The sequence below is a fragment of the Xenorhabdus miraniensis genome (genome assembly GCF_002632615.1).
The window spans coordinates 21,247-43,395 of sequence record NZ_NITZ01000010.1 but is presented as its reverse complement, the minus strand read 5'-3'; the positions used below and the strand labels follow the sequence as shown (position 1 = coordinate 43,395).

Here is a 22,149-nt window from a genome sequence, read left to right as displayed (position 1 = left end):
AGGCTAAAAGTAGTTAATTAAATGATTACTGTGCCAAAATAACAGTAGCAAAAATAGCAGTAGATAGCATAACTACTCAATAGATAAATTAAACTCAGCTTATAAGTGGGGCAGTTTTTCATGCGGGATCGCAATTTCGATGATATTGCAGACAAATTTTCGCGTAATATTTACGGCACAACCAAAGGTAAAATCAGGCAGGCCGTTGTCTGGCAGGATATTAACGAATTGCTGAACCATCTACCTCAACGCCCTTTACGCATTCTGGATGCAGGGGGCGGTGAAGGGAATATGGCTTGTCAATTGGCTGAACTAGGTCATCAGGTCATACTTTGTGACTTATCCGAAGAGATGATCCAGCGCGCGAAACACAACGCGGAAGAGCGGGGTGTTCTCCATCAAATGCAATTTATCCAAAGCTCAGTACAGGAAATTCACCAATATATTGAACAGCCGGTTGATCTTATTCTATTTCATGCTGTATTGGAGTGGATTACTGACCAAAAAGAGGCAATAGAAACGTTGGGAGATATAATAACGCCCGGTGGTGCTCTCTCATTAATGTTTTATAATGCTAATGGGTTGGTTATGCGTAATGCCATCTTGGGTAATTTCCATTTGGCGACCCCCAATATTCAACGTCGTCGAAAACGTTCTCTATCTCCGCAGAATCCATTAGTGCCAGAACAGGTATATCAATGGCTGACTGAACTCAAGATGGAAATAACCGGTAAAACTGGCGTAAGGGTTTTTCACGATTACCTGCAAAGTCGCCAATTACAAAACGCAGATTTTCCGGCGTTGCTTGAACTTGAACAACGTTATTGCAGACAAGAGCCCTATATCAGCCTGGGGCGTTACATTCATGTGATGGCACGCAAGCCTACCTTAAAGAGCGAATTATGAGTGAATATTCCCAGACTGTTCCTGAACTTGTGTCCTGGGCCAGAAAAAATGACTTTTCAATCTCGTTGCCACCAGAACGATTGGCTTTTTTACTGGCAATAGCCGTATTGAACAGTGAACGGCTCGATGGTGAAATGAGTGAAGGAGAGCTGGTGGATGCTTTCCGTGAAGTATGTAAAGGTTTTGAGCAGACTTCTGAAGCAGTATCCGTCAGGGCGAATAATGCCATTAACGATATGGTTCGTCAGAAGCTACTTAACCGTTTTACCAGTGAACAGGCTGATGGCAATGCTATCTATCGTTTAACCCCGTTGGGGATAGGCATTAGTGATTACTATATTCGCCAGCGTGAATTTTCCACGTTGCGCCTTTCCATGCAGCTATCTATCGTTGCCAACGAATTGCATCGGGCGGCTGAGGCAGCCGAAGAAGGTGGTGATGAATTCCATTGGCATCGCAATGTCTTTGCGCCTCTCAAATATTCAGTGGCTGAAATTTTTGACAGCATTGATATGTCCCAACGCTTGATGGATGAGCAGCAAGACAGCGTAAAAACCGATATTGCCGCGCTACTTAATCAGGATTGGCAGGCCGCCATTGCCAATTGTGAACAGTTGCTGTCTGAAACTTCCGGCACATTGCGGGAGCTTCAGGATACATTGGAAGCAGCGGGTGACAAATTGCAGGCGAATCTATTGCGCATTCAGGCGGCTAATATGGAGAGTGATGGTTCTGAACTGGTTGATAGATTGGTTTTTGATCTCCAAAGCAAGCTGGATCGTATTATCAGTTGGGGGCAGCAGGCCATCGACTTGTGGATAGGTTATGATCGCCATGTTCATAAATTTATCCGAACTGCCATTGATATGGATAAAAACCGCATTTTTGCCCAGCGCCTCCGTCAGTCCATACAACACTATTTTGACAGCCCGTGGGCGTTGACCATCGCCAACGCGGAGCGTTTTCTGGATATGCGTGATGAAGAACTGACTCTGCGCAATGAAGAGGTAATGGGAGAATTACCGCCAGAAATGGAATACGAAGAGTTCAGTGAAATCAACGAACAATTGGCTGAAATGGTTGAACAGGCATTGGCGGTCTACCAACAGGCAAAACTCCCTTTGGATTTAGGAGCCATCCTGCGCGACTACCTTGTTCAGTATCCACGTAAACGCCACTTTGATGTAGCGCGTATTCTGGTGGATCAAGCAGTAAGGTTGGGCGTTGCGGAAGCGGATTTCTCTGGATTGCCAGCGGAATGGTTAGCGATTAATGATTACGGAGCCAAGGTGCAGGCACATGTCATCGACACATATTGAACAATTTATGCCAGTTAAACTGGTTCAGGCATTATCCAACGTCCTTTTTCCGGAATTAGACAGCCAGCTTCGTGCCGGTCGTCATATTAGTATGGATGATCTTGATAATCATGCTTTTCTGATGGATTTTCAGGAAGAGTTGGAAATGTTTTATGCGCGTTATAACGTCGAGTTAATCCGTGCACCCGAAGGTTTTTTCTACCTGCGTCCCCGTTCAACAACGTTGATCCCGCGATCTGTCTTGTCTGAATTGGACATGATGGTAGGTAAGATCTTGTGTTATCTCTATCTCAGCCCGGAGCGTCTGTCCAATCAGGGAATATTTACTTCTCAAGAATTGTATGAAGAGCTGCTGTCATTGGCTGATGAAAATAAGCTGATTAAATTAGTGAACCAACGTTCGACAGGTTCCGATCTGGATAAGCAGAAATTACAGGAAAAAGTACGCACTTCCCTAAACCGTTTACGCCGTCTGGGAATGGTTTACTTCCTGCAAAATGACAGCAGTAAATTTACGATTACTGAAGCCGTATTCCGCTTCGGTGCAGATGTACGCAGCGGTGATGACCCACGCGAGGCTCAATTGCGGATGATCCGTGATGGTGAAGCCATGTCGATCGAAAAGGAATCATCGCAGGAAGATAATGAACATGAAGAAGCATCAGAGCATTCAGCAGAAGGTGCGGAGGATGAACAGTCATGATTGAACGCGGTAAATTTCGCTCTCTGACGTTAGTTAACTGGAACGGCTTTTTTGCCAGAACGTTTGATCTTGACGAGCTTGTGACGACTTTATCCGGTGGTAATGGAGCGGGTAAATCCACGACGATGGCGGCATTTGTAACCGCTTTGATCCCGGATTTAACGTTACTTCACTTCCGCAATACCACTGAGGCAGGGGCAACCAGTGGTTCACGTGACAAAGGCTTGCACGGTAAACTGCGCGCTGGTGTTTGTTATTCCACGCTGGATGTTGTTAACTCCCGTCATCAAAGGATCATTACCGGGGTTCGTCTACAGCAAGTTGCCGGACGTGATCGTAAAGTGGATATCAAGCCATTTATGATTCAGGGTGTTCCTGCCTCTATTCAGCCAACACAACTTTTGACTGAAAATATTAACGAACGTCAGGCAAGAGTTCTGCCATTAAACGAACTGAAAGAGCGCCTTGATGAGATGGAAGGCGTTCAATTCAAACAGTTTAATTCGATTACGGATTACCACTCCCTGATGTTTGATTTGGGGGTAATCCCAAAACGCCTGCGCTCGGCAGGAGATCGCAGCAAGTTTTATCGCCTGATAGAAGCATCACTGTATGGTGGTATTTCCAGCGCCATTACACGTTCATTGCGTGATTATTTATTGCCGGAAAATAGTGGGGTCAGAAAAGCATTTCAGGATATGGAAGCCGCGTTGCGTGAAAACCGTATCACACTGGAAGCCATCCGCGTAACTCAATCTGATCGCGATCTATTCAAGCATCTCATTACAGAAGCAACGACTTATGTTTCTGCGGATTATATGCGTCATGCTAATGAACGTCGTGTTCATTTGGATGAAGCGTTGGCCTTGCGCAGTGAATTATTTGGCAGCCGCCGTCAGTTAATGGCTGAACAATATCGTCATGTCGAAATGGCACGGGAGTTGACGGAACAAAGCGACGCATCTTCTGATTTAGAAATAGATTATCAGGCTGCCAGCGATCATCTGAATTTGGTTCAGACTGCAATGCGTCAGCAGGAGAAAATCGATCGTTATCAATCAGATATTGAAGAGTTGACTTATCGGCTGGAAGAACAGAGTGAAGTCGTAGAAGAAGCGAAAGAGCTACAGGCAGAATATGAAGCTGTTTCTGAAGCGGCTGAACAGGAAGTTGATGAGTTGAAAAGCCAGCTTGCTGATTACCAGCAGGCTTTGGATGTCCAGCAAACCCGTGCGATTCAATATCAGCAGGCACTACAAGCATTAGAGCGTGCCCGTGAACTTTGCCAGCTTCCTGAGCTGTCAATAGACAATGCTGATGAGTGGCAGGAAACCTATCAGGCCGCAGTGCAACAGGCGACGGAAACTTTGCTGGCACTGGAACAGAAACTGAATGTCGCAGATGCGGCGCATAGTCAGTTCGAGCAAGCTTATCAACTGGTGAAAAACATTGTTGGTGAAGTGAGCCGTAGTGAAGCATGGCAAACCGCCCGTGAATTATTACGTAAATGGCCATCCCAACGCCATTTGGCTGAGCGTGTTCAGCCTTTACGTATCCAGTTGGCTGAATTGGAACAGCGCCTGAACAGTCAGAAAAATGCAGAGCGTTTGTTGGAAGAGTTCTGTAAGCGTCATAACCAACAATATCAGGCGGAAGATTTAGAAGCTTTACAGGGTGAATTAGAAGCACAGTCGGAAGAACTGAGCCTGAATGCCAGTGAAAGCGGTGAACGTCGTATACAGATGCGTCAGGAGTTTGAACAACTCAAGCAGAAGATCCAAGGATTAACCGCGCGCGCACCAGTATGGCTTGCGGCACAGGAAGCCCTGAATCAATTGTGTGAACAGAGTAATGAGACGCTTGAAAGCGGGCACGAAATTACTGAATACATGCAGCAATTGCTGGAACAAGAGCGTGAAATCACTGTTGAACGTGACGATGTAGCGGCACAGAAACGTGAACTTGAAAAACAAATTGAGCGCTTGAACCAGCCAAGTGGCGCAGAAGACGGGCGGTTGCTTGCATTGGCGGAGCGTTTCGGTGGTGTTTTGTTATCAGAAATTTATGATGACATTACCATTGATGATGCGCCTTATTTCTCTGCACTGTATGGTCCGGCACGTCATGCGATCGTCGTGCCTGATCTTTCATTAGTTCGCCCACATCTGGAAGCATTGGAAGATTGTCCGGAAGATCTCTATTTGATCGAGGGAGATCCCCAATCTTTCGATGACAGCGTATTCCATTTCGAAGAGCAGAAAAATGCGGTTCTGGTGAAATCATCCGAACGTCAGTGGCGTTACTCGCGTTATCCTGAAGTTCCGTTGTTTGGACGGGCAGCAAGAGAAAATCGTCTGGAAGCCCTCAGCCTTGAGCGCGATACGTTGGCAGAGCGCTATGCGACGCTTTCATTTGATGTTCAGAAAATTCAGCGTGCACACCAGGCGTTCAGCCGTTTTGTGGGCAAACATCTTTCTGTTGCGTTTGATGATGATCCGGAAGCGGAAATTCGCAGCCTGAATCAGCGCCGTATTGAACTGGAGCGTGAGTTATCCCAATTTGAAGCTCAAACTCAGCAACACCATCAGAAACTGACTCAAGCAAAAGAAAGCTTGTCAGTATTGAATCGCTTGATCCCACAAATCACGATCTTGCTGGATGAAACGCTGATTGATCGCGTGGAAACAGTCCGTGAAGAGATGGGTGAGGCGCAGGACGCAGCACGGTTCCTGCAACAGCATGGCAACGCCCTGACTAAACTTGAGCCGCTGGTTTCTGTTTTGCAAAGCGATCCACAGCAACATGAACAGTTGCAGAAAGACTATGAAACAGCGAAACACAGCCAGAATAAGGCCAAGCAGCAAGCCTTTGCCCTGACAGAAATCGTCCAGCGCCGTGCGCATTTCAGTTACAGTGATTCTGCCGGAATGCTCAGTGAAAATTCCGACCTGAACGACAAGCTGCGCCAGCGTCTTGAACATGCTGAATCTGATCGCAGTCGTGCGCGTGAACAATTGCGTCAGCAGCAATCACAATGTGCTCAGTTCAACCAAGTATTGGCATCTCTGAAAAGTTCTTATGACACTAAGCAGGATATGCTGAAAGAACTTGAGCAGGAGCTGAAAGATATCGGAGTTCAGGCCGATGCCAACGCAGAAAATCGCGCTCGTGAGCGTCGTGATCAGCTCCATGCTGCCTTGAGTACCAACCGTTCCCGCATTAACCAGCTTGAGAAACAAATCGCATTCTGTGAAGCGGAAATGGACAACCTCCAGAAGAAATTGCGCAAATCTGAGCGTGATTATTACCAGAAGCGTGAACAGGTAGTTTCTTCGAAAGCGGGCTGGTGTGCTGTAATGCGCATGGTGAAAGACAATGGGGTTGAGCGTCGTTTACATCGCCGTGAATTGGCCTATATGGATGGTGATGATTTACGTTCGATGTCGGATAAGGCATTGGGAGCATTGCGTCTGGCGGTAGCGGATAATGAACATTTGCGCGATGCGTTGCGTTTGTCTGAAGATCCGAAACGTCCTGAGCGTAAGATTCAATTCTTTGTTGCTGTTTACCAACATCTGCGCGAGCGCATCCGTCAGGATATTATTCGAACAGACGATCCGGTTGATGCCATTGAACAGATGGAAATTGAGCTGGCACGCCTGACCGAAGAGTTGACCGCTCGTGAGCAGAAACTGGCGATTAGCGCCAAGAGTGTAGCTAATATCATTCGTAAAACCATCCAACGTGAACAAAACCGCATTCGCATGCTGAACCAAGGGTTGCAGGCCGTTTCCTTTGGGCAGGTTGGCGGCGTGCGTCTGAATGTGAATGTACGTGAAAGCCACTCTCTCTTGTTGGATATTTTGTCTGAGCAACAGGAACAACATCAGGATCTGTTCAACAGTCAGCGTCTGACCTTCTCAGAAGCGATGGCGAAGCTCTATCAGCGTTTGAACCCGCAGATTGATATGGGGCAGCGCCTGCCTCAAACAATTGGTGAGGAATTGCTGGATTACCGTAATTACCTCGAACTGGATGTTGAGGTTAATCGTGGTTCGGATGGTTGGCTCAAAGCGGAAAGTGGTGCACTCTCTACCGGTGAAGCTATCGGTACGGGGATGTCTATTCTGGTTATGGTTGTACAGAGCTGGGAAGAAGAATCGTGTCGTTTACGTGGTAAAGATATCTCACCATGCCGTTTGTTGTTCCTTGACGAAGCCGCACGTTTGGATGCGAAATCAATCGCGACGTTGTTTGAACTGTGTGAACGCTTGCAGATGCAGTTAATTATTGCTGCCCCGGAAAACATCAGCCCAGAAAAAGGGACAACCTATAAACTGGTACGTAAGATCTTCAATAATCAGGAACATGTGCACGTTGTTGGGTTGCGTGGTTTTGGGCAGGATGCCCCGGCGACTGAGCAATTACAGTCACAGGCATTACAGCTACAAGAACTACAATCACAAGTACTACAGTCACAAACACAATCGATATTGGAAAAATAACTTCAATATTGTCAGATAACGCCTTTGGCAAGGAGGGATATTATGACCTCCTTGCCCTGATATACCCCTTATCTTTTTTCCCCTGTCTCTTATCTTAGTAGTAACTTTAATCAATTGTGCAGTGTGTCTCGTTTTCATGTGGTAATAACATTTATTATTTCATACCGTTATGATTAATATAGAAAGGAATAACGATGCGTAAAGTTACCCTGGCATTTAGTGCGATTGTACTTGCTTTTGGTTTAAACGGTATGGCACAGGCAAAAGTGTTTATGCCGGAGCAAATTGGCTCAGGAGTTACAGCAGCAGATTTGGCCCAACGTCAGGCGGTACATTGGGTATCTGTTGATCAAATCGAAAAAAGTCTGCAATCCCAACCTCCAATGGCCGTAGGATTTGATATTGATGATACAGTATTGTTTTCAAGCCCTGGTTTTTACCGCGGTAAATTGGAATACTCGCCGAATGACAATAGCTATCTGAAAAACCCGGAATTTTGGGAAAAGATGAATAATGAATGGGATAAATTCAGCATGCCAAAACAAATTGGCATTGAATTAGTTCAGATGCACTTGAAGCGGGGAGATGATATTTATTTCATTACCGGCCGTTCAAAAACTAAAACAGAAACGGTAACCAAATATTTGCAAGAAGATTTACATATTCCTGCTGACAAAATGAATGCTGTTATTTTTGCGGGGGATGAGCCAGGTAAAAATAATAAAATTAGTTGGATGAAAGATCATAAATTGAAAATTTATTATGGTGATGCAGATGCTGATATTGCCGCAGCCCGTGAGTTAAATATTCGTGGCATACGCATTTTGAGAGCATCAAATTCCTCTTACCAGCCTCTACCCAAAGCAGGCCGATTCGGAGAAGAAGTAGTCATTAAATCTGAGTATTAATCTGAAATTTCAAGATAATACATTCCAATTAAGGGCACTAATAGGTGCCTTTTTCCTTTTTAGAGCCAGTATAATCTAATTTATAATAGTGAAAATTTTCTTTTGCTTAGTGTAATTGAGTATGATTGGGTAGGCCCCCCTATCTTAAGAGGTAATTATGTATATAATTACTACTATTCTTTTCTGATAAAATAGGATTCCTGATAATTAGAATAAGTCATTGAATAGCTGTATGTATAATAAGGTGAGGTGAACTGTTATGGTGAAGAACCCGGTAAGGTTACTGAAAGTTTCTTTTATCTGTAGCGCATTGGCGGTATCAGAAGGAACCTTTGCAACTCAACAAAATGGCTCAGAATCAAGTGGTGTGCAACAATTAACAGGGGAAGCAAAAAAAGAGGTTTCGGTTGCTTTATCTGATAAGACTATTCCTATATCTCAGATTAATTTTATTAATGATAATCGAAAGCAGTTACAAAATTGGCTGCCGCAGCAAGTAAAACCGATATTTTTTGAGAGATTGGTAACGTTATATACTGCCAATAAAATGAAACCATTATGGACAGATAAAAAATCTATTCAGCAATTTGAAGATCAATTATTCGAAATATCGTTAGCTGGTTTTCAGCCTCAATTTGAAAAATGGTTAGTTCAACTTAACTCTCCTGAATTAAGTGATATTGGGCGTGATGTTATTTTATCCGATGCTATGTTAGGTTATCTCCATTTTATTAACGATGTTAAGAAAAAAGGAGATTCATGGTTATATAGCAAAACACCTTATAAAGTTGATTTACCGCCTTCTCATTTAATTGATAAATGGCAGCAGCATATCAAGGATCAGGATACTGAATCTTATATTACAACCTTATCACCCAACCATCCTATGTATGAAAATATGCGTAAGGAGATGTTGGCTCAATTAGCTGATAAGCAACCATGGACGGAGTTTTCGCTGAAAGGCACCCTAAGACCCGGGCAAAGTAGTGAAGGTGTTGTAGCATTAAGAAAAATATTGGTCCGGGCAGGTACGTTGGAGGCATCAGATGCCAAATCTGATAATAAGATTTACGGTAAAGAATTAATCGCTGCTGTAAAACGCTTTCAAACTCTACATGCTCTGTCAGCCGATGGTGTTATTGGCCAATCTACTAAGGTATGGTTAAATACGACGCCACAAATTCGTGCTCGCATTATGGCGTTAAATATACAGCGGTTACGAATTATCCCCGGAAATATTCCTACAGGTATTTTAGTTAATATTCCAAATTATTCGCTTTTTTATTATCTGGATGGAAAAGAAATATTAAATTCTAAAGTTGTAGTAGGTCGCCCTAGTCGCAAAACGCCCATTATGAGTAGTGAATTAAACAATGTAGTGATCAATCCACCATGGAATGTACCTACGAGTATGACACGAAAAGATATTGCACCAAGAGCGCAGCGTGACCCAAGTTATTTTCGTACTCGTGGTTATACCGTTTTTTCTAGTTGGGGTAATGATGCTAAAGTTATTGATCCTTCATCAATTAATTGGGAAGTAGTTACGCCGGGTAATTTTCCTTATCGTATAAGGCAAGCCCCCGGCCCAACTAATTCATTAGGGCGTTTCAAATTTAACATGCCAAATTCGGAAGCAATTTATTTACATGATACGCCAAATCAGGCTTCCTTTAGCCGGGAAATGAGAGCAATCAGTTCTGGTTGTGTGCGTGTCAATAAAGCGCCTGAATTAGCTAATATGTTATTAGGAGATGCTGGTTGGAATAAAGATAAGGTCAGCGGTTCATTGAAAAAATGGGAAACAAAGTATGTTAATATTCCCAAAAAAATTCCTGTCTTTCTTTATTATCAGACAGCTTGGGTTGATGATAAAGGAGTACCACAATACCGGGCTGATATCTACGGCTATGATGTGAATGCAAGACAACCATCTGGGATTTTACCCGAGATTTTGGCTGCCAGAAGTGATTTATGATTTTTGTCGTTATTAGTAACATGAAAAGCATAAATTTGATATTTATATCCATAAAATAACGGTGAAGGGAAAATATTTCCTTCACCGTTATTTTATGTTACTAATTCTTTTTTCAGGCTTTTTCTTACTATAAGGTTTTCTTAATGAATTACTTTTATCTACAATTAGTAAATTTCTAGGGTTCATACGAAAGAAATCTGTCAACAACACATCGTCATTAAAATTTCATCTATATTTAATATAATTTTAATTTTGTTAGATAGGTCACAATTATAGTTTGGTAAATTTACAGTAATATACAAAAATAATTGAAACTACTTTTTATTTGTTGATGTCTGATTAATTGGTTAAACTCCACTGATAATGTAATTTAGAAATTATTAATACATCATAGAATAGCAGGGCATTTTATCCATGAATGATATTGACCACGATCGCCGAAAGTGGCTCGGCGTAAGCGTGGCCGCGCTAGGGTTGGGTTTATTACCTCAACCTGCTTTGGCCGCATTGACAACACCGCGTCCTCGAATTTTACGCTTTGATAATCTGCATACCGGAGAAACACTCAAAGCTGAATTCTTTGATGGTCGCCGTTATAACAAATCAGAACTAGCCCGTTTGAATTATTTATTTCGCGATTTCCGTCAGAATAAGATCAAAACTATTGATCCGAAACTGTTTGATCAAATTTATTTATTACAGATGTTAATGGGAACAAATAAATCTGTTCAACTTGTTTCTGGTTACCGTTCATTGATGACAAATAATATACTGCGGCAAGCTAGCGGTGGGGTCGCAAAACACAGTTATCATACTCGCGGGCAGGCAATGGATTTCCATATTGATGGCGTTCAATTAGCGCATATTCGTAAGGCTGCACTGAAAATGCGGGCAGGGGGAGTTGGATTTTATCCAAAAAGTAATTTTATTCATATCGATACAGGCCCGGTCAGGACGTGGTAATCTTATTACTAAAAATGAGTCTTGATTGTGGAGTTAAACAATATAATGAAATACCACATTATCCCTGTCACGATGGCAATGCAAAATTGTACATTGATTTGGTGTGAAGAAACTCAGGAAGCAGCGATTGTTGATCCGGGCGGCAATGCCGAGCAACTTATCGCCGAAATAGAGCGCCGTGAACTGAAACTCACACAAATTTTGCTGACACATGGCCATTACGATCATGTGGGTGCTACCGTTGAAGTTGCCAACCATTTTGATGTACCTGTTTATGGGCCACATAAAGGGGATGCGTTTTGGATAGAAGGGTTGGAAATTCAATGTCAAATGTTTGGTGTTGAGCCATGTCCATCTTTCACGCCTGATCGTTGGTTAGATGAAGGGGATACATTGCAAGTTGGCAATGTTGAGTTATCCGTTTTGCATTGTCCGGGGCATACACCAGGGCATATCATCCTTGCTAATCATGCTGATAAATTAATCTCAATGGGAGATGTGTTGTTTAAAGGGAGTATTGGCCGTACTGATTTTCCCGGTGGAAATTATGATGAACTGATTCAATCTATTAAAGAAAAAGTACTGCCGTTAGGTGATGACTACCAATTCATTCCCGGTCATGGGCCGATGTCAACTTTAGGACACGAACGGAAAACCAATCCATTCTTGCAAGATTAATTGGAAACGTGTCAGCATCGTGTAAATATAAAAGCCGCTTTTTTTCAGCGGCTTTTTTGGAATAGATATCAGCTATTCAGATATAAATTAGATCACTGCAACAATAGCTTCACACAGAGGAACCATGTTTTCCAATGTCAAACCAGCTACATTGATACGACCAGAGCTAACCGCATAAACACCATATTCTTCACGCAGGCGATCAACTTGTTCTTTAGTTAAGCCGCTGAATGAGAACATACCATTTTGAGCGATGATAAAGCTGAAGTCTTGTTTTGCACCTTTTTCTTGCAAGGTGTTCACAAACAGTTGACGCATACGCTGAATGCGTTCGCGCATTGTTGCCAATTCCTGAACCCATTCTGCTTTCAGATCATCATTAGACAAAATTGTCGTAACAACGGAAGCACCATGTGCGGGTGGGTTAGAGTAGTTGGTGCGAACAATGGATTTCGCTTGGCTGAACGCTCTTTCTGCGGTATCGCTATCTGCTGCAACGATAGTGCAAGCACCAACGCGCTCATTATACAGACCGAAGTTTTTGGAGTAAGAGCTGGCTACGATCAGTTCATTATGGTTTTTGGTGAAGATACGCAAGCCTTCTGCATCTTCATCCAATCCCTTAGCAAAGCCTTGGTAAGCGAAGTCAAACACCGGCAACCAACCATTTGCAGCGGACAAATCCGCCAGTTTTTGCCACTGCTCAGCAGTTGGATCAATACCCGTTGGGTTATGGCAGCAACCGTGCAGCAAAACAACATCACCAGCTTGCGCTTCAGACAGACTTGCCAGCATGCCATCGAAATCCAAAGCATGTTTCTCTGCATTGTAATAGTTGTATTCGCGGATTTCCAAACCAGCACTGGAGAAAACACCTTTATGGTTTGGCCATGTTGGGTTGCTGATCCAAACACGTTTTGCATTGGTCTGTTTAGCAATAAAGTCAGCGGCAGTGCGCAGTGCGCCAGTTCCGCCTGGGCTTTGTACAGTACGGGCGCGTTTATCAGTGACGATAGGGTTGTTTTTACCGAATAACAGTTCCTGGGTGACACGACCAAATTCAGGTAACCCACTAATTGCCAGATAATTTTTGGTGGTTTCGTTTTCCAGCAGGAATTTTTCTGCTTTTTTAACGGTGGTCAGAACAGGGGTTTTACCGGTTTCGTCTTTATAGACGCCGATACCTAAATTGATTTTGTTTTCACGTGGATCCGCTTTAAAGCTATCGGCTAAACCAAGAATAGGGTCGGCAGGCGCTGCTGTGATTTTTTCAAACATTTTTTTGATTCCAAGACTCGGAGAGTTAAGCCCAAAGTAAATTATACGCCGCTCAGGGTAACCTTAAGGAACTCATTTGCCAACCACTTGTAGCAAAAAGAATAAAATCTTGTGAAGTAGTTTACGGAGTGAAGAAAAAAGATAATAAAAACAGTGGGATAAAACGTAAAAAGCAGCGCTCTAGCGCTGCTTTGCTGAGATAAATGTGTTTAACTTTTCGCTAAACAGTTTATCAGCAGTAATTTAGAACTGATAAGTCAGACCAACACCGAATACGTTACGAGCGTTTGTATCGCCCCCTTCGTTTTTGTCCAACAGGTTGATTTTGTAATCAACGTAGGTAGACAGGTTTTTGTTAAAGTAGTAGTAAGTACCTACAGAAACGTATTTAACCAGATCTGCGTTGAAACCTTTGGCACCGTCGTTACGTTCCAGATCCTTACCTTTGGATTGAACGTAAGCCAGAGATGGTTTCAGGCCTAAGTCAGAGAACAGATATTGTGCGGTCAGCTCGATGTTTTGAGTTTTATTAGCGATACCGTCAAAGTAATCCACTGCACCACGGTTGTATTCACGACCACCTTCACCTGGAGTCATGTTACGGGTTTCGCCGTACATAGCTGCCAAGTAGACATTGTTAGCATCGTATTTAGCACCGATGTTCCATGCTTCAGCGCGTTTACCGTAAGCATCAGATTGTTTCTGGCCTTTAGTACGTGCAGAGTTAGCGTAAGAACCACCAACAGTAATACCGTAACCTACGTTATAGGTAGCAGACAAACCGTAGCCATCTCCATTTGCTTTTTCAATGTTCGTACGTTTGTTTTTGGTGCGGTCACTGTTTTGGCCTTGGTATTGCAGAGCAAAGTTCAGACCATCAACCAGACCGAAGAAGTCAGTATTACGGTAAGTCAACAGGCCAGTAGAACGACCAGTCATGTAGTTGTCAGTGTGGGCCATGGAGTCACCACCAAAGATTGGCAGTACATCAGTCCATGCGTTAACATCATAGTTCACGCCGTAGTTACGACCGTAATCCAGTGAACCATAGTTAGCAAATTTCAGGCCAGCGAAAGCCAGACGAGTAGAAGTTTCTTGCTTACCTTCTTCAGTGTGTGCTTTCAGGTTGTATTCCCAACGACCAAAACCAGTCAGTTGGTCAGAGATCTGAGTTTCACCTTTGATGCCGATACGAGCATAAGAAGCATCACCGTCTTCACCGCTTCTTTTGTCTGCGATGTGATGACGAACGTCTACTTTACCGTACAGATCCAGTTTGTTGCCGTCTTTGTTAAAAATTTCAGCTGCGTTTGCTGTACCAGCAACCAGCAGAGCTGGGATTACCACTGCAAGAATATTGCGCTTCATTATTATTACCCTCATTGGTGTTATTCAGACACCTGCCACTGCCAGAAACAGAACACTAAAAAATTTTGGAACTATTTGTGGGTATCGAGTGTCTTATTAGTCGGCGACCAGTTTTCCATTGGTAATGAATTTTATCTACCCTCAAAATGCTACAAAAGCGCAAAATCGGTAACAAAGTGCAAATAGGTGTTTCAAAATGTAAATATCAGGGAACTTTTTTTGTGTGCTTTTTACCATAAAATAAAAAAAGCCAACTTTCGCTGGCTTTTCAGGGGATTGAATCTTGCTCGTTTATCAAGCTGATTCATTAGAAACTTGCATTTCTCGGTGTCCGTGGGAATGGAATAACGTCACGAACGTTGGATACTCCAGTCACATAAGCGACCAAACGTTCGAAGCCCAAACCGAAACCAGCATGAGGAACGGTGCCATAACGGCGTAGATCACGATACCACCAGTAATCTTCTTTATTCAGTCCCATTTCTTCCATACGCTGATCCAGCATATCCAGACGCTCTTCACGCTGAGAACCACCGATGATTTCACCAATGCCTGGCGCTAACACATCCATCGCTGCAACGGTTTTACCATCTTCGTTCATGCGCATATAGAAGGCTTTGATGTCTTTTGGATAGTTTTTCATGATCACTGGTGCTTCGAAGTGTTTCTCTGCCAAATAGCGCTCATGCTCTGATGCCAAATCCACGCCCCAGAAAACAGGGTTTTCAAATTTCTGGCCGCAATTTTCCAGAATTTCTATTGCATCGGTGTAATCCAATTGAATGAAATCTGAATCGACAAATTTCTCCAGACGAGTAATAACTTCGCTATCAACACGTTCTGCAAAGAAAGCCAAATCGTCAGCACGTTCTTCCAGAGCAGCCCTGAAAACATATTTCAGCATGTCTTCGGAGAGTTTGGCGATATCATTCAGATCGGCAAACGCCACTTCTGGCTCAACCATCCAAAATTCTGCCAAGTGGCGGCTGGTATTGGAGTTTTCTGCGCGGAAAGTTGGCCCAAAGGTATAAATTTTGCTCAGTGCACAGGCATAGGCTTCACCGTTTAACTGACCAGATACGGTCAGGAAAGCTTCGCGACCAAAGAAATCCTGGCTGAAATCCACGTCGCCTTTATCTGTACGTGGCAGGTTTTGCAGATCCAACGTGGAAACGCGGAACATCTCGCCGGCACCTTCAGTATCTGATGCGGTGATCAGCGGAGATGATACCCAGAAGAAGCCTTTTTCATGGAAAAAGCGGTGCAGGGCTTGTGCCAGTGTATGACGAACACGAGCAACTGCGCCGATCAAATTGGTGCGTGGACGAAGATGAGCAACTTCACGCAGGTATTCGATGCTGTGGCGTTTGGCCGCCATTGGATAGGTATCAGGATCATCAACCATGCCAACGACAACAACTTTAGTTGCCTGTAGTTCAAAAGATTGACCTTTACCTTGGGATTCAACCACTGTCCCTGTCACTTCTACAGAACAGCCTGTGGTTAAATGCAGCACTTCATCCTGATAATTAGGTAAATTATTATTAACGACAGCCTGTAATGGATTAAAGCAGGAACCGTCATAGACGGCGAGGAACGAGATACCAGCTTTAGAATCTCTCCTTGTACGTATCCAACCGCGAACGGTGACTTCGCTGTCAACCGGAACACGGCCTTGCAGTACATCGACTACAGGCGCTACGCTCATAAATTTCTCTCTTCTTTTATTAGTGAATTAGATAACTAGATAGATTTACCATAAATGCCCCAACTTCAGGGGCAGATCTTCTATCTTACTTGTCATCTCTCAGGAAACAAGAAGAAATTTCGGGTCTTAGCGAGGAAATAAGGGAAAAAGTGGCTTTTTACTTGCGTAACCAGCATGGAGCCGATTACGCAAGGAACAATCAGCCAGATTATACTGCTTTTTCTATATAAGGAATGTCAAACGCCCGGCGTAATCTATCGACAAATTCATCATCTTCACAGATCGTTTTTCCGGGGCTGTCAGAGAGTTTCGCTACCGGTTTGCCATTACATTCGACGAGCTTGATAACAATATTCAGTGGTTTTACACCTGGAATATTGCAGGTCAACCGTGTGCCAATACCGAAAATCACATTGATTCTCTTATGGAAATGGCGATATAGCGCTAATGCTTTTTGCAAATCCAGACTGTCAGAGAATACCAGTGTTTTCGTCATTGGATCGATGCCTAGTGACTGGTAGTGTGCTATCGCTTTTTCACCCCATTCAATAGGATCACCGGAATCATGACGCAGGCCTTGGTAAGCTGTCGCCAAGGGTTTGTCAAAGTCCCGCAGGAAAGCATCCATAGTGATACAATCTGTCAGAGCGATACCTAGTTGATTTGGATACTCATTCAGCCATGTTTGTAGCGCAGCTCGCTGACTATTAGCCAGGTCAGGGCTAATCTGCTGATGAGCCTGAAACCATTCATGAGCTTGTGTACCAAGCGGAGGAAGAGCAAGCTGCTCTGCCAGTTGATAGTTACTGGTTCCGGTTAAATAAGGGAAGCTATTTTTCAGCTCATTGATAATGGCATACTGTACTTCGTGTGAAAAGCGGCGACGAGTGCCAAAATCCATTAACTTAAAGCCGGACAGATCAATATCTTGTTCTTCTGCATCTTTGTGGAACAGCTCAATCAGTTTCCTAAGCTGAATGACCGCATCTTCTGGTTTTACTCCAGGTGAGCGATGGCGATGGACTAATTCGCTGATGAGGGCAAGTAAAGGCACTTCCCACAGGATAACTTCGTGCCATGGACCGGAAATGCGGATGGCCAATTGCCCTTTATGGGTAACAGAAACGTCTACTTGTTTAGGGTTAAAGCGGAATGTTTTGAACCAGTTCAGGTAATCCTCTTTAAAGAACGGGAGTCGAGAGAGATAATCGAATTCGCGTTCTGTTAATCTTAAATCAGCCATCATATTAATTTGATGGCGCAACGCCTCGGCGTATTCTCCGAGCAGCTCATCACCACGGCAACGAAATTCTGCAACAACAGGAATATTGTTGTAATGGTGGTACACTGCTTGCTGCATATGAAATTTATAAGCATCTGTATCAAGCAGTGATTTGATAATCGGGGTAGCGTCTAAAGTCATGGCGCGTCAGGCATCCTCGCGGAGCATATTCGTGTCTGCTAAATCGATAAAGTCGGGAGAGTATACCGTGATTATTGGGTTATTGAAGCTATGTCGCTGCATATATTTTCCCGAATCTAAAGATTAAGGTTAATCCATTTATAGATAATATCATGTTAAATGAGATATGAGATGACAATTCGCACGAAAGTACTAATATGCTGACTACATCATTTATACCTTTATTTAATAAGTTATTAACATTCAGAAAAAGAGATTTATTGATTGAAATGATGGTTTCTCTATGGTTGCGTTAGCGATTGGAAAGTTTCTATGGAAACACAATATGCCAGGCGCTTTGTAGCTAAGGTTATACAAATGTTATCAAATATGCCTGTTAAAAATAATGGAAAAGGTTCCCTATGACACAACAGCGACTCGTAAAACACCGTCTGGATTACAGAAAACCAGATTATACAATTACCGACATTGATCTCGATTTTGAGTTGAATACAGATAAAACCACGGTAACGGCAATCAGTCAGGTAAAACGTCTGGCTAATGATATTGCTCCATTGATTCTGGATGGAGAAAATCTCACGTTAAAAAGTATCTACATAGATGATAAAGCGTGGGAACATTATCAGGAACAGGATGGTAAGCTGTTGATTGAGCAGCTACCAGCCCAGTTTACCTTGAAGATTGTGAATGAAATTAGCCCATCGGCAAATACAGCGCTTGAAGGCTTATATGTCTCCGGAGATGCCTTGTGCACCCAATGTGAGGCCGAAGGATTCCGTCACATCACTTATTATTTGGATCGTCCAGATGTTCTTGCTTGCTTTACTACTCGCATTACAGCAGATAAAGCCAAATACCCCTTCTTGCTTTCCAATGGCAACCGCATTGAACAGGGAGAATTGGATGATGGCCGCCACTGGGTGAAATGGCAAGATCCATTCCCAAAACCGGCTTATCTATTTGCGTTGGTGGCAGGCGATTTTGATGTCCTGCGGGACACATTTGTAACCCGCAGTGGCCGTGAAGTTGCACTGGAACTGTTTGTTGACCGGGGTAATTTAGATCGTGCTGACTGGGCCATGACATCGCTGAAAAATTCGATGAAGTGGGATGAAACCCGCTTTGGTTTGGAGTACGACCTTGATATCTATATGATCGTTGCCGTTGATTTCTTCAATATGGGCGCAATGGAAAACAAGGGACTGAACATCTTCAATTCCAAATATGTTCTGGCAAAAACGGAAACCGCGACTGACAACGATTACCTTGCCATTGAGGCCGTCATTGGACATGAATATTTCCATAACTGGACAGGAAACCGCATTACATGTCGTGACTGGTTCCAGTTAAGCCTGAAAGAAGGGCTGACCGTATTCCGTGATCAAGAGTTCAGTTCTGATTTGGGCTCTCGTTCGGTTAACCGTATCAATAACGTGCGTGTTATGCGTGCTGCGCAGTTCGCTGAAGATGCCAGCCCGATGGCTCATCCTATCCGTCCCGATCAGGTGATGGAAATGAATAACTTCTATACGTTGACCGTCTATGAAAAAGGTTCGGAAGTGATTCGGATGATCCACACTTTGTTGGGTGAAGAACAATTTCAGGCGGGTATGCAGCTTTATATCCACCGTCATGATGGTAGTGCTGCAACCTGTGATGATTTTGTTCAGGCAATGGAAGATGCCTCAAACGTTGATTTGACACTCTTCCGCCGTTGGTATAGTCAATCAGGAACACCTGTGCTGACTGTCCGCGACGAATACGATGCAGAAAAACAGCAATATGTTCTGCATGTCAATCAAATGACACCACCAACGCTGGATCAGAAAGAGAAATTGCCACTGCATATTCCCCTGGACATTGAGCTTTATGATGAACAAGGAAGGGTAATCCCGCTGCGTCGTGATGGTCAGCCTGTGCATCATGTTCTGAATGTCATTCATGCAGAACAAGCATTTATATTTGATGATGTTCCATCACGCCCTGTTCCTTCTTTACTGCGTGAATTCTCTGCTCCAGTAAAATTGGATTATCCATATAGCGATGAGCAACTTTCATTCTTGATGAAACATGCACGTAACGAATTCTCTCGTTGGGATGCGGCGCAGGCATTGTTAACCAACTATGTGAAGCTGAATGTTGCCCGAAATCAAAAATCTCAGGCACTGGAATTGCCTATACATGTCATTGATGCTTTCCGTGCTGTATTGCTGGATAAAGAGATTGATCCGGCCTTGGCTGCATTGATCCTGACTTTGCCGTCTGAAAATGAAATAGCAGAACTGTTTACGGTTGTCGATCCTAAAGCCATCCATGATGTCATTGGTGCTATGACGAAGGCGCTGGCTAATGAAATGGCAGATGAGCTTACTGCGGTTTATCACAGCCTCCATGCAGGTGCATACCGTGTGGATCATCAGGATATTGCGAAACGCGATTTACGTAATACCTGCCTCTACTATTTGGCCTTTATTGATAACAAAGAACTGGCTGATAAATTAGTGGCAACACAATATTATCAGGCTGATAACATGACTGACAGTATTGCTGCCTTGTCTGCGGCAGTATCTGCTGAATTGCCTTGCAGTTATCAATTAATGGATGAATTTGATCAACGTTGGCATCAGAATGGTTTGGTCATGGATAAATGGTTCAGACTGCAAGCAACCAATCCGGCCTTTGATGCGCTTGATAAAGTACGTGGCTTGATGAAGCATCGTTCTTTCAGTTTGAGCAATCCAAACCGTGTTTATTCACTGTTGAGAACATTCTTTACCAGTAATCCTGTGGCTTTCCATGCTGAAGATGGCAGTGGTTATCAGTTCCTGGTGGAAGTATTGACTGATCTGAACAGCCGAAACCCTCAAGTAGCATCAAGTTTGATTAATCCATTGATTCGTCTGAAACGTTACGATGAGAAACGTCAGGTCTTGATGCGTGCGGCACTGGAACAGTTGAAAGGATTAGAAAACTTGTCTGGTGATTTGTTCGAAAAAATTACCAAGGCACTTGAAAGTTAATATGTGATATATCCTCCGGTGGTCGCCGGAGGATATTGACCTGAATTTCTTCAATATCCCCCATACCAATCGTCTGGCAAATCTGGAATATTTTGAGACTGATTATTTACCTCCACCAAAATAATCAACTCAGATAAAAGAGAAGGAATGATATGCTTTTGCCGATAAAGAGAAGGCTTTTTTGTTTATGCAGATAATGGTAAATTAGCGGTTTTTGCCAGTCACGATAAAGCAGCAATCATATATGTATGGGATTGTGCATAACCCAAAATATATAATTGACAGCTCCTGTATAAAAAACAATAGGTTAATCTAAATGTGTTATTCTCTGGTACGGAAGGCATTGTTCCAGCTTGATCCTGAACAAGCACATGAGCTTACTTTCCGTCAGCTCAAGCGCGTCACCGGTACTCCTTTCGAATTTCTTATCCGCCAATCAGTTGCTACTAAGCCCGTTACTTGTATGGGGCTGTCGTTCAAAAATCCATTAGGTCTCGCCGCTGGCCTTGATAAAAATGGTGATTGTATTGATTCCTTTGGGGCAATGGGCTTCGGTTTTGTTGAAATTGGCACAGTGACTCCACGCCCACAAGCGGGAAATGATAAACCAAGATTATTTCGTGTAGTTGAAGCAGAAGGGATCATCAACCGGATGGGGTTTAATAACCTTGGGGTGGATAATCTGGTTGAGAATGTTAAACGGGCAAAATACGACGGGATTATCGGGATCAATATTGGCAAAAATAAAGATACCCCAGTAGAGAATGGAAAAGACGATTATTTAATTTGCATGGATAAGGTTTATCCGCATGCAGGTTATATCACTATCAATATTTCTTCTCCCAATACCCCCGGTCTGAGAACCTTGCAATATGGGGAAGCGCTGGACGATCTCTTATCTGCGATTAAAAATAAGCAAGGAGAGCTTCAACAGAAGTTCCAAAAATATGTGCCTGTTGCTGTAAAAATTTCTCCAGATCTTTCAGAAGAGGAATTAATTAAAATCGCTGATAGTTTAATGCGTCATCAGATTGATGGTGTTATTGCAACTAATACAACATTGGATAGAAAGATTATTGAAGGATTGAACCACTGCCAGCAAACGGGCGGATTAAGCGGTCGTCCTGTTCAATTACGTAGTACAGAGATTATTCGACGCCTTTCTCAAGAATTAAAAGGTGAAATACCGATTATTGGTGTTGGTGGAATTGATTCGCTTGTTGCTGCCAGAGAGAAAATGGAAGCGGGTGCTTCATTGATTCAAATATATTCTGGTTTTATCTATAAAGGGCCAAAACTCATCAAAGATATAGTTAACCATATCTGAATATTTGCCGCGATTCGGGGTTGGGGGTTTATTTCTGCTCCCAACTCGTCTATATTTTGTCTAAC

General features: G+C 43.3%; 14 protein-coding genes. 10 read left to right on the top strand and 4 right to left on the bottom strand.

Annotation, left to right across the window (positions count from 1 at the left end; translation table 11 throughout):
* Positions 1-120 precede the first annotated feature (120 nt).
* The 8 genes from cmoM (at position 121) to Xmir_RS11115 (ending at position 11,960) form a co-directional block, all read left to right on the top strand.
* A complete protein-coding gene (cmoM, locus tag Xmir_RS11150) occupies positions 121-906 on the top strand; it encodes a tRNA uridine 5-oxyacetic acid(34) methyltransferase CmoM (protein ID WP_099114322.1) in 786 nt (261 codons plus the stop codon).
* Positions 903-2,225, top strand: coding sequence for a chromosome partition protein MukF (mukF, locus tag Xmir_RS11145; RefSeq protein WP_099114321.1), 1,323 nt, complete (start codon positions 903-905; stop codon positions 2,223-2,225). The genes cmoM and mukF overlap by 4 nt, the downstream gene beginning before the upstream one ends.
* The gene (gene mukE / locus Xmir_RS11140; RefSeq protein WP_099114320.1) at positions 2,206-2,928 is read left to right on the top strand and encodes a chromosome partition protein MukE; all 723 of its coding nucleotides are present in this window, start codon (positions 2,206-2,208) and stop codon (positions 2,926-2,928) included. The genes mukF and mukE overlap by 20 nt, the downstream gene beginning before the upstream one ends.
* A complete protein-coding gene (gene mukB / locus Xmir_RS11135; RefSeq protein WP_099114319.1) occupies positions 2,925-7,433 on the top strand; it encodes a chromosome partition protein MukB in 4,509 nt (1,502 codons plus the stop codon). Before mukE ends, mukB begins: the two co-directional genes overlap by 4 nt.
* Before the next feature lie 194 nt (positions 7,434-7,627).
* Positions 7,628-8,341: an acid phosphatase AphA gene (gene aphA / locus Xmir_RS11130; RefSeq protein WP_099114318.1), complete on the top strand. Its 714-nt coding sequence runs from the start codon at positions 7,628-7,630 to the stop codon at positions 8,339-8,341.
* A 259-nt stretch (positions 8,342-8,600) separates the two neighbouring features.
* A complete protein-coding gene (gene ldtD / locus Xmir_RS11125) occupies positions 8,601-10,319 on the top strand; it encodes a L,D-transpeptidase (RefSeq protein WP_099114317.1) in 1,719 nt (572 codons plus the stop codon).
* A gap of 414 nt (positions 10,320-10,733) precedes the next feature.
* Positions 10,734-11,282 (top strand): peptidoglycan L,D-endopeptidase MepK, encoded by a 549-nt coding sequence (gene mepK / locus Xmir_RS11120; protein ID WP_099114316.1) that lies wholly within the window; start codon positions 10,734-10,736, stop codon positions 11,280-11,282.
* A gap of 45 nt (positions 11,283-11,327) precedes the next feature.
* The gene (locus tag Xmir_RS11115; protein ID WP_099114315.1) at positions 11,328-11,960 is read left to right on the top strand and encodes an MBL fold metallo-hydrolase; all 633 of its coding nucleotides are present in this window, start codon (positions 11,328-11,330) and stop codon (positions 11,958-11,960) included.
* Positions 11,961-12,047: 87 nt separating this feature from the next.
* On the opposite strand, the gene Xmir_RS11110 is transcribed toward Xmir_RS11115, so the two are convergent.
* From Xmir_RS11110 to pncB, 4 genes are all read right to left on the bottom strand, one after another.
* Positions 12,048-13,238, bottom strand: coding sequence for an amino acid aminotransferase (locus Xmir_RS11110; RefSeq protein ID WP_099114314.1), 1,191 nt, complete (start codon positions 13,236-13,238; stop codon positions 12,048-12,050).
* Between the two features lie 243 nt (positions 13,239-13,481).
* Positions 13,482-14,606 carry a porin gene (locus Xmir_RS11105; RefSeq protein WP_099114313.1) on the bottom strand — a complete coding sequence of 375 codons (1,125 nt, stop codon included), beginning with the start codon at positions 14,604-14,606 and terminating at the stop codon, positions 13,482-13,484.
* A 307-nt stretch (positions 14,607-14,913) separates the two neighbouring features.
* Positions 14,914-16,314 carry an asparagine--tRNA ligase gene (gene asnS / locus Xmir_RS11100; RefSeq protein WP_099114312.1) on the bottom strand — a complete coding sequence of 467 codons (1,401 nt, stop codon included), beginning with the start codon at positions 16,312-16,314 and terminating at the stop codon, positions 14,914-14,916.
* A gap of 208 nt (positions 16,315-16,522) precedes the next feature.
* A complete protein-coding gene (pncB, locus tag Xmir_RS11095; protein WP_099114311.1) occupies positions 16,523-17,737 on the bottom strand; it encodes a nicotinate phosphoribosyltransferase in 1,215 nt (404 codons plus the stop codon).
* A gap of 401 nt (positions 17,738-18,138) precedes the next feature.
* Between pncB and pepN the strand changes: the two genes are divergently transcribed.
* Together pepN and pyrD are read left to right on the top strand one after the other, a co-directional pair.
* Positions 18,139-20,757 carry an aminopeptidase N gene (gene pepN / locus Xmir_RS11090; RefSeq protein WP_099114310.1) on the top strand — a complete coding sequence of 873 codons (2,619 nt, stop codon included), beginning with the start codon at positions 18,139-18,141 and terminating at the stop codon, positions 20,755-20,757.
* Between the two features lie 316 nt (positions 20,758-21,073).
* A complete protein-coding gene (pyrD, locus tag Xmir_RS11085) occupies positions 21,074-22,084 on the top strand; it encodes a quinone-dependent dihydroorotate dehydrogenase (protein ID WP_099114309.1) in 1,011 nt (336 codons plus the stop codon).
* Positions 22,085-22,149: the final 65 nt, after the last annotated feature.